Raw genomic sequence first — 8804 nt, forward strand, 5'->3', positions numbered from 1 at the left:
GCGCGCGCCCCGCTCAGCCGGGGCGCCGCAGGGTGATCCGGTAGGCGGTCAGGTCGCCGTCGGCGCTGCCGCCTGCCGATACGGCGATTTCCAGCGTGTCGCCCGTGTTGAGCGCCAGATCCGCACGCTCGAAGGCATAGCGGTCCCGACCCGTCCAGCGCCCGATCGCGGTGCCATTGCGGCGGACCGTCACGGTAATCCCGTCCCCGCCGTCACCCAGAACCTCGAAATTGGCCTTAACGTCCAGCCGCATCGGCTCGGGCGCGGTGAAGGCGTGCACGATCTCGACCGGCTGTCCTGACGATGAGACGGGCAGAATCACGTTCGCCAGCAGCCGGGCGCTCTCGTCCTCGGGCAGGCCCAGCCACGGGGTCCACGGGCGGCCGGGCTTGTCCTGTCCGGGCATGGTCTGCAGGTCAAACTCTTTGGTGCCATACCGCAGGAAGCGGCGGAACGGGTCGGACGAGGTGCCGGGGCGGTCGGGGTCTGGAAAAGTGAACTGGTGAAAGCTGTCGGCGATCACGCCCTGAGGGCCCAGCCGATAGTCGCGCCCCGCCTTGATCGGGCGATCGGAGAGCAGGATCACCGGCGCGTCGGTCTGCAGGGTGAACTGGTCGCCGTCCAGCGGCGCTCCGGTGGCATCCACGGCCCGGACATCCGGTGCCAGCACTGTCAGTTCGCGCGGTTCGCCCCAGATCACCAGTACACGCTCGTCAAACAGGCAGCCGTAGGTGACCGGATCGGGCGACGCATCAATGACCGCGCGCCCCTCCATCCGGTCGCGGACCAGCGTCCATGAGTCGAAGGCGGGCGTGGTCTGAAGGTCGGCGCCGATTAGCGGGACGAAGCCGTCGCCACGTTCGTTCAGGGCATACCACGCCAGCCGGGATACGCCGGACAGTGCCATCTGGCAGTAGCCGCGCAGGAAGGTGTTGGCGGCCTCGGCCGTCGACTCCGACCCGAACTCCGTGATCTCGACAGGCATCTCGGCCAGCCCCGGCAGCCGCCGCATCACGTCGATTTCGCGGCGCAGCTGGTCGACCGGCGTGTCGTAGGGATGCAGCGCGATGCTGTCCATGTAGTCGGCCGCGCCAAGCTCCAGCATCCGGCGCAGGTAGCCGGTCGGCACCGAATGCACCCCGCCGCCGATGATCCGCACCTCGGGCCGCACGGCGCGGACCTGTTCGTGCACGGATTGCAGCAGGGCGGTGTAGGCGGCGGCGCGGGCGTCGAGGTCGCGGTCGCGCAGGGGCCCCGAGACGAAGCCGTCGCTGTTGAACTCGTTGCCCACCTCGACCGAGGTCACTTCGGGGAAACGCTGGACGACGGCGGCGGCGTGGCGTCCGAACCCGCGCACCGCGCGTGTGCCGAGCGGCGTCGCACCGTCCTCGTAGTTCTGGTGGCCGTTGTTCACCAGCAGGCTGACCGTGCCGCCCGCCGCGCCGATCCGGTCGGGGTAGTTCGAAAGCGGTGTGTCGAAGCGGAACCGGCCGTCGTCGCCTTCGGTCCGGAACCAGAACAGCTCGTCCCGGAAATCGCGGACCCCGAGCGAGAGTGCGCGGTCGAGCAGATCGGGCGGCATCGACTGGCCGAAACTGGAGGCGACAGCCAAGGCAGGGCCCCTGAGGTCGAGCGCCTGAGCCCCCCCGGACAGGCCGGTGCAGAGTGCCAGCAAGAGACCGAAACCGCGCATTCAACCGCTCCTCCACCTGTTCCTCCGACACTGGGGGCTTCGCGCCCGGCGCGCAAGCGGAGCAGGAAATTGTCCCCGTTTCGTGAACACTTGCGGGTCGCTCCGTGCTCTTGTCCGGCAGCCGGGACAATGCACGCGGCGGTGAGGTCCGGCGATCTTGACGCAGCGGGGTCCGAGGCCCCCATAACACCCCATGGAGATTGTCCCGAGTTCCGTCCTCGCACTGCTTGCCGTCGCGATGATGACCGTGAAGGGCCCTTACCGGGGGCTCTGGATCTTTATAGCCACGACTCCGTTCGGGGCGGCCGCGGCCTTCAACATGCCCGCGCTCGGCGGGGCGTCGATCCTTGCCGCCGATCTGGCGGCGGTGTCGATCTTTGCGCTCGTCGCGCTGCTGCCGGGCGGGTTGCGGCAGATCGCCGGGTCGATGCGGGTCGGACAGCCGGGCTTCTGGCTGCTGCTGCTGTCGGTCTTCTGCGTCGTCGCGACGCTGTTTTTCCCGCGCCTGTTCCAGGGCCAGACCGAAGTGTTCAGCCTGACCCGCGACATCGGGCGCCACGGCATCATCGAAGTGCCCCTGCGCCCGAGCACGGGAAACCTGACGCAGCTGTTCCGGCTGATGCTTGGTGTCGCGACCTTCTATGCGCTGGCCACCGTGTTCCGTATGCGGCCCGATGCGCGCATGGTCGTGCATGCGGTCGCCGTCGCCACGGTCATCAACATCGCGCTCGGCTGGATCGACGTGCTGAGCCATGCGGTCGGTCTGCCAGACCTGTTGACGATCCTGCGCAGCGCGAATTACTCGATGCTGGACGGGGCCTATATGGCGGGCCTCAAGCGCATGGTCGGCGGTTTTCCTGAGGCCAGCAGCTATGGCTACTACGGTCTGGGACTGTTCGCGTTCTGGCTGCAATACTGGCTGTCCGGGCCGCGGTCCCGCTGGGTCACGGCGCTGATGGTCCTGTCGGCGGTGGCGGTGGTGCGGTCGACCTCGTCGGCCTCCTACGTCGCATTGATCGCCTATCTGGTCACCGTCGCGATGTTCGGGATCTGGCGAAACCTGAACGGGCGGATCGAACGCCGGGCCCTTGCGATCGGGATGACGGCGGCGCTGGCCGCATGGGGCGTCCTGCTGCTGTTCCTTGCGACCTATGCGACCGTGCAACCGGTGCGCCAGTTCTTTGACGACGTGCTGTTCAACAAGATGTCCAGCAGCTCCGGGATCGAGCGGATGAGCTGGAACGCGCAGGCATTCAAGAACTTTGTGGACACCTACGCCATGGGGGCGGGGCTGGGCGCCGTGCGGGCGTCGAGCTGGCTGATGGCGACACTGGCCAGCATCGGGGTGATCGGCACATTCCTGTTCGGCATGTTCATCCTGTCGGTGATGACCGGACCGGCCGGGCGTGGCGCACGGCGCGAGCCGCCTTCGGCCGCGGTCAGGGCTTCGCGTTCTGCCTGTCTGGCCTTCCTGATCTCGGCTCTCCTGACCGGGGCGACGCCGGATATGGGCGTGATCTTTTTCGCCTTCTGCGGATTGGCTGCGGGGCTCAACCGTGGGGCGATTCTCAGCCGGCGGAACGGGGCGGAACTGCCTTATTCCGGCCATGCCGCATTGCGCAACAATCGACTGTCAAACGCGGCATTGTCACCCGCATTGGACCTGAAATAAGCCTTTTGTGTCAATAATCTGGCCGAAACTTGACAGGTCTTTCCTGTGCCCGACATGGTGCTGCCAAGGACTATGAAACGCGGCTGGCCCGCGGCCCGGTCCGGCTGATGTCGCGGTAGGCTTTCGTGCCCCGTCAGGGGACATGCCGGACCGCCGCGGACCCGGTCGACCCGCCCGACTTAACGGGCAGCAGGCCGCAGGGCACAACCGCAGGAACGGACCAAACGATGGTAGTCAGCATGACCGATATCTTCGATCGCGGCCCCATTGCCCCCCGCCGCATGGCGTCGGCGGCCGCCGACGATTCCGTCGATGTGCGCGCCGTTGCGCGGGGCGTCTGGTTCGAACGCAAGCTTATCCTCAGCTCGACCCTCGTGTTCGGCCTGCTGGCCGCGGGCATCGCATTGCAGATGACGCCGACCTTTACCTCGGTGTCGCAGGTGCTGCTGGATCCGCGCGAACGGCGGGTCATGACCGATGAACAGGTGGTGTCGGACCTGAAGCTGAACGATCAGGTCGTCGCCAGCGAGCTGTCGATCATGCGGTCCAACCTGCTCTTGGAAAACGTCATCGACAGCATCGACGCGCAGCAGCCCGGCGCGCTGGACCTGATCGACCCGGCCGCCGAGGAGCCGGGGATCGTGGCGCGGATGAAATCCGGCATCAAGTCGCTGTTCGTCAGCCAGACAGAAGAAACGCCCGAGGCCGAGGAGCTGGCGCGGCTGGAACGCGCCGAGCGGCTGACATGGGCGATCCGCAAGCACCTGACCACCTGGCGCGACGGCGAGGCGTTCGTCATCTCGATCAAGGCCGAAACGATCGACGCCCAGCTTTCTGCCCTGATCGCCGCGACCGTGGCCGACCAGTATGTCTCGCAGCAGCTCGACGGACGGCGCCGGTCCGCGACACAGGCCGCCGACTGGATCGAACAGCGCGTCGCCGAACTGCACGGTCAGGTGCAGGACGCCGAGGACGCGGTCGAGGAATACCGCGCCCGGAGCCTCGCGTCGAACGGCACCAGCGCCGACATCCTGTCACAGCGCATTCTCAGCCTGAACGAGGAACTGATAAAGGCCCGCGTCGAACGGGTCGCCACCCGCACCCGCTACGACGAGATGGCGCGCCTGATCCGCGAGGGCGGATACGAGGCGCTCGGCAGCATGTTCACCTCGGTCACGATCGAGGAACTGGCCAACCGCCGGGTCGAGATCATGGCCTCGGACGCGGAATGGGCCCGTCGCTTTGACGAGCGTCACCCGGAACGGCGCAAGCTGGCCGACAAGCTGGAAGAGGTGAACCGCGCGCTCAGTGCCGAGTATCAGCGGGCGCTGGATGCGCTTCAGAACGAGGTGAAGATCGCCGAGATCCGCGAACAGACCATCCGCGAGTCGCTGGAAGAGGCGGAAACTCAGGCCATCGATATGTCCCGCGACTCCATCGGTCTGCGCCAGCTCGAACGGCAAGCAGATGCGGCGCGGCGGATGTATACCGAACTGCTCGACCGCTACACCGAAACGCGGACGCAGGAACAGCTTCAGCAGGCAGATGCCCGGATCATCGAACGCGCGACCGTGGCCGGCGCGCCGTCGGCGCCGCGGCCCAAGCTGATCACCTTGCTGGGGCTGGTCTTTGGTGCGCTGGTCGGCCTGGGCGTCGCCGGGTTCCGTCAGCTGAGCACCCGCAGCTACCGCAGCTCCGAGGAACTGGTCCACGACACCGGCCTGCCGGTTCTGGCCAGCGTGCCGGAACGCCAGTGGAGGTCGCTGCGTCAGGCGATGCGCGAGGTCGACGAGGTTCCGATGGGTCCGGTCGTCGAAGCCATGCGCAAACTGCGGACCGAGCTGGGGCTGAGCGACGACGCGGGCGAACCGCAGAGCGTGGCGCTGCTCTCGCCGCTGCAGGAAGAGGGCAAGACCACCACGACCCTGCTGCTGGCCCGCGTGGCCGAGCTGTCGAACAAGCTGGTCTGCGTCATCGACTGCGATTTCCGCAAGAACACCATCCAGTCGGAACTCAAGCTGCCGATGCAGAATGACCTGATCGACCTGATGCGCGGCGACTGCGACCTGCTGGAAGCGGTCCAGACGGATGCGGGCCGCGGTTTCGACCTGCTGGCCAGCCGGACGACCGCGCCGGGCGCCGCGGACATGATCTCGACCGAATGGCTCTCCGGCGTTCTGGATGAGCTCAAGCAGTATTACGACGTGATCCTCGTGAACTGTCCCGCGATCCTGCCGGTGGCCGAAACGCTGGTTCTGGCCCGCGCGGTGGATCAGCGCGTCATGCTGGTGCGCCACGACTCCACCTCGCGCGCCGCGCTGCGCCGGGCGCTTGCAATGCTCGACCACAACGGTCTGGACCTGTCGGGTCAGGTGATGACGCGGGTCGAGCCGAAGATGGCCGAAGACGACATCTATTCCTACGAGTACTGAGCCGGGAACCTCGCCATGACCTTCGCCCGTCCGACCGGCCCGCGTGTCGCCCTGATCCACTACTGGCTGGTCGGGATGCGCGGCGGCGAAAAGGTGCTCGAGGCGCTGTGCCGGATGTATCCGCAGGCCGACATCTTCACCCATGTCTACGTGCCCGAGAAAATCTCGGACACCATCCGGGCGCACCGTGTGATCGAGACCCGTGTCGGGCGGCTGCCCTTCGCGCGGCGGATGTACCAGTCCTACCTGCCGTTCATGCCCCGCGCGCTGGAGGAGATCGACCTGACCGGCTACGACCTCGTGATCTCCAGCGAGGCGGGACCGGCCAAGGGCGTGATCGTGCCGCCGGACGCCTATCACCTGTGCTACTGCCACTCGCCGATGCGCTACCTGTGGGACCAGTATCACGTCTATCTGAAGTCCGCCGGGCGGCTTCAGCGGATGGTGCTGCCCCATGTCGCGCATCGCCTGCGGGGCTGGGACGTGACCAGCGCGGCGCGGGTCGATGCCTTTGCGGCGAACTCCAACCACGTGGCCGATCGGATCGGCAAATACTGGCGCCGCGACGCCGAGGTGGTGCATCCGCCGGTCGACGTCGACGCCTTCGCGCCGGTGCCTGCATCCGAGGTCGGCGATTTCTACCTCTGGGCCGGAGAGCTTGCGCCCTACAAGCGGCCCGACATGGTGGTCAATGCCTTCAACCGGATGGGCCGCAAGCTGGTGGTCATCGGCGGGCCGGACAAGACCCGCGATGCGCTGGCGGAACGGGCAGGGCCCAACATCACCTTCCTCGGCCGTACCGATTTCGACACCCTGCGTGACCACATGGCCCGCTGCCGGGCGCTGGTGTTTCCGGGAGAAGAGGATTTCGGCATCGTTCCGGTCGAGGCCATGGCCGCGGGCCGCCCGGTGATCGCCTACGACCGTGGCGGCGCGCGGGACACCGTGGTGCCCGGCAAGACCGGTGTTCTGTTCAAGGATCAGACGGTGGACGGGCTGGTGGACGCCATCGAGAGCTTCGAGGCACAGCGGCTCTACGAGGTCGACGCATCGGTGCTCGTCACCCATGCCCGCCGGTTCAGCGAGGGCGCGTTCCGTGCCGGGATCACCCGGATACTGCCCGTCGATCTGGCGCCCGAGACACCCGCGCGGCTCAGCCGTCCGGCAGAGTGACGATCCGCAGCTTCGACCCCGTTTCCCCGCCCACGTGTATCGTGATCCGCGCCTTGTGCGGTTCCGTTTCCGCATAGGGATCGCCGCCGCCGTTCAGGTTGCGGGCGAGGCGGGGAAAGCTGGTGCTGGCGACGTGCAGCCTGAGGCGATGACCCGCAGGCACCTTGTAGGCGATGTCGCGCAGGATGACCTCGGCCCGGACCGGTTCGCCGGGGGTCATCAGGACGCTGCGGTCCATCCCCTCGCGATACCTCAGCCGCAGGACGCCTTCGGTGATCAGCAGGGAATTGCCCTGCGGGTCGACATCCGTCAGGCGCAGGATCAGGTCAGTGTCGGGCACGTCCGCGGTCAGGCTCATGTCGGCAAAGGCCGGACCCGCGATGCTCAGCGGCGTATCGAGGGGCTGGCTGGAGAGCACAAGCAGGTCGTCGCGCCCCTCGATCTCGTTCTGAAAGACCGGTCCCATGCGCAGGTCCGGCTGGCCGGTGCAGCAGATGTTGCCGCCGACCGACGGCACCGGATTGGCGGGGTCTGATGTGTAGCTCAGATCGCCCGGCTGGGTCGGCGCGTCCGACAACCCTTCCGCGCCCAGAAAGACGACCTGTTCCGCCGTGCCTTCCGGCGGCCAGCTCTCCGCGTCGCGCCATTCGTTCGCGCCCAGCATGTAGTAACGGACCGGCGGCAGGTCCGGGGCAGGGCCGCTGCGCAGGTGGTGGTCCATGACCTCCAGGAACAGCGCCTCCATGTCGATCCATTGCGCGGGGTCGAGGGTCAGGTCGCCGATCCGCCCTTCCTGCAGCTGCCAGCCCAGACCGCAGTGCAGCGCGGGCAGGATCATCACCGTCCCGTCGGCCCCTGTCTCGCGCATCTGCTGGGCCAGCATCAGACTTTCGCGGGCGCGGTCATACCAGCCGTCGACCATCAGGAAGGGCGTAGCGAACCGTTCGTCCCCTGCGATGAAATTGCTCCGCTCCCAGTAGGCCGCGTCGTCGTAATGGTCGAGCATGATGCGGAACTCGGTCGGGTCCGCGCGGAACCGGGCCACCGCGTCGCGGACGGGCAGGGAGGCGAGGCCGGCGGCGTAGTCGATCTGTGGCAGGCCCATCCGGTCTGGCGTCTTGCCGCCCGCCTCGGAAAACCAGCCGAAGGCCGAGGCGAGGTCGAGGATCCCGCCCTCGAACGCGCCGAAGTAGGAATAGGTCCCGCCCAGCCGTCCGATCGCACCGCCCGCGCCGAGCGGGATCATCGCCCGGTGCGCGGGGTGGCGCTGCGTGGCCAGCATCACCTGCGTTTCACCAAGCGCCGAGCAGCCGATCGTGCCGACCTTGCCGTCCGACCAGCCCTGTGCCGAGATCCAGTCGAGCGTCGCCGCCGCGTCCGTCGGGTCGTCGGCATAGGGCGTGAAGACCCCTTCGCTGGCGTAGCGGCCGCGCATGTCCTGAACGACGACCGCGTAACCTTCGGCGGTGAACCGGCGGATCCAGTGCAGCGCCTCGCCGAAGCGTCGCTTGCCGTAGGGCAGGCGCATCATGATGGCGGGGAGCTTGGTGCCCTCCGCGCCATCAGGCAGATAGATGTCGGTCGCCAGATGCACGCCGTCCGCCATCGCGATCCGCACCTCGGGCAGGCGGGTGCCGCCGACATCGGCGGCGAAGCGGCGGAACTCCACCTCGGCCTTGGCGCCGCGCAGGAGGGTAACGATCCGGTTCCGCTGCCAGACCGCCCCGGCTGCCAGAGCGCCGATGACACAGGCGAGGACAATCCACTTCATCACAGTCCCTTCCGTCTCGACCCGCGCGCGCGGCCCCGCATAGGCTGGACCCCGGCAAACCGG

The 8804-nt window shown here is 67.5% G+C and carries 5 protein-coding genes; 3 read left to right on the top strand and 2 right to left on the bottom strand.

The genetic code is table 11. The features are described 5' to 3' along the window. Positions 1-13: 13 nt before the first annotated feature. Positions 14-1693, bottom strand: a complete 1680-nt coding sequence (locus ATO6_RS18840) for a hypothetical protein (protein WP_088625578.1) — start codon at positions 1691-1693, stop codon at positions 14-16. A gap of 193 nt (positions 1694-1886) precedes the next feature. Here ATO6_RS18840 and ATO6_RS18845 point away from each other — a divergent pair, with 193 nt between their 5' ends. The 3 genes from ATO6_RS18845 (at position 1887) to ATO6_RS18855 (ending at position 6970) form a co-directional block, all read left to right on the top strand. After that, positions 1887-3365, top strand: coding sequence for a hypothetical protein (locus tag ATO6_RS18845; RefSeq protein ID WP_088625579.1), 1479 nt, complete (start codon positions 1887-1889; stop codon positions 3363-3365). Between the two features lie 239 nt (positions 3366-3604). Next, positions 3605-5797: a polysaccharide biosynthesis tyrosine autokinase gene (locus ATO6_RS18850; RefSeq protein WP_176441002.1), complete on the top strand. Its 2193-nt coding sequence runs from the start codon at positions 3605-3607 to the stop codon at positions 5795-5797. A gap of 15 nt (positions 5798-5812) precedes the next feature. Beyond that, entirely contained in the window at positions 5813-6970 is a 1158-nt protein-coding gene (locus tag ATO6_RS18855; RefSeq protein WP_088625581.1) for a glycosyltransferase, read from the top strand. Here the strand turns inward: ATO6_RS18855 and ATO6_RS18860 are convergent. Next, a complete protein-coding gene (locus tag ATO6_RS18860; protein ID WP_088625582.1) occupies positions 6951-8741 on the bottom strand; it encodes a CocE/NonD family hydrolase in 1791 nt (596 codons plus the stop codon). The genes ATO6_RS18855 and ATO6_RS18860 overlap by 20 nt on opposite strands. Between the last annotated feature and the right edge of the window lie 63 nt (positions 8742-8804).

Source organism: Oceanicola sp. 22II-s10i (assembly GCF_002210105.1).
Taxonomy (GTDB): domain Bacteria; phylum Pseudomonadota; class Alphaproteobacteria; order Rhodobacterales; family Rhodobacteraceae; genus Pseudooceanicola.

Bases quoted from the DNA above. Each gene is read 5' to 3' on its own strand.
- ATO6_RS18840 (WP_088625578.1), bottom strand. From the start codon at position 1,693: ATGCGCGGTTTCGGTCTCTTGCTGGCACTCTGCACCGGCCTGTCCGGG.
- ATO6_RS18845 (WP_088625579.1), top strand. From the start codon at position 1,887: ATGGAGATTGTCCCGAGTTCCGTCCTCGCACTGCTTGCCGTCGCGATG.
- ATO6_RS18850 (WP_176441002.1), top strand. From the start codon at position 3,605: ATGACCGATATCTTCGATCGCGGCCCCATTGCCCCCCGCCGCATGGCG.
- ATO6_RS18860 (WP_088625582.1), bottom strand. From the start codon at position 8,741: ATGAAGTGGATTGTCCTCGCCTGTGTCATCGGCGCTCTGGCAGCCGGG.
- ATO6_RS18855 (WP_088625581.1), top strand. From the start codon at position 5,813: ATGACCTTCGCCCGTCCGACCGGCCCGCGTGTCGCCCTGATCCACTAC.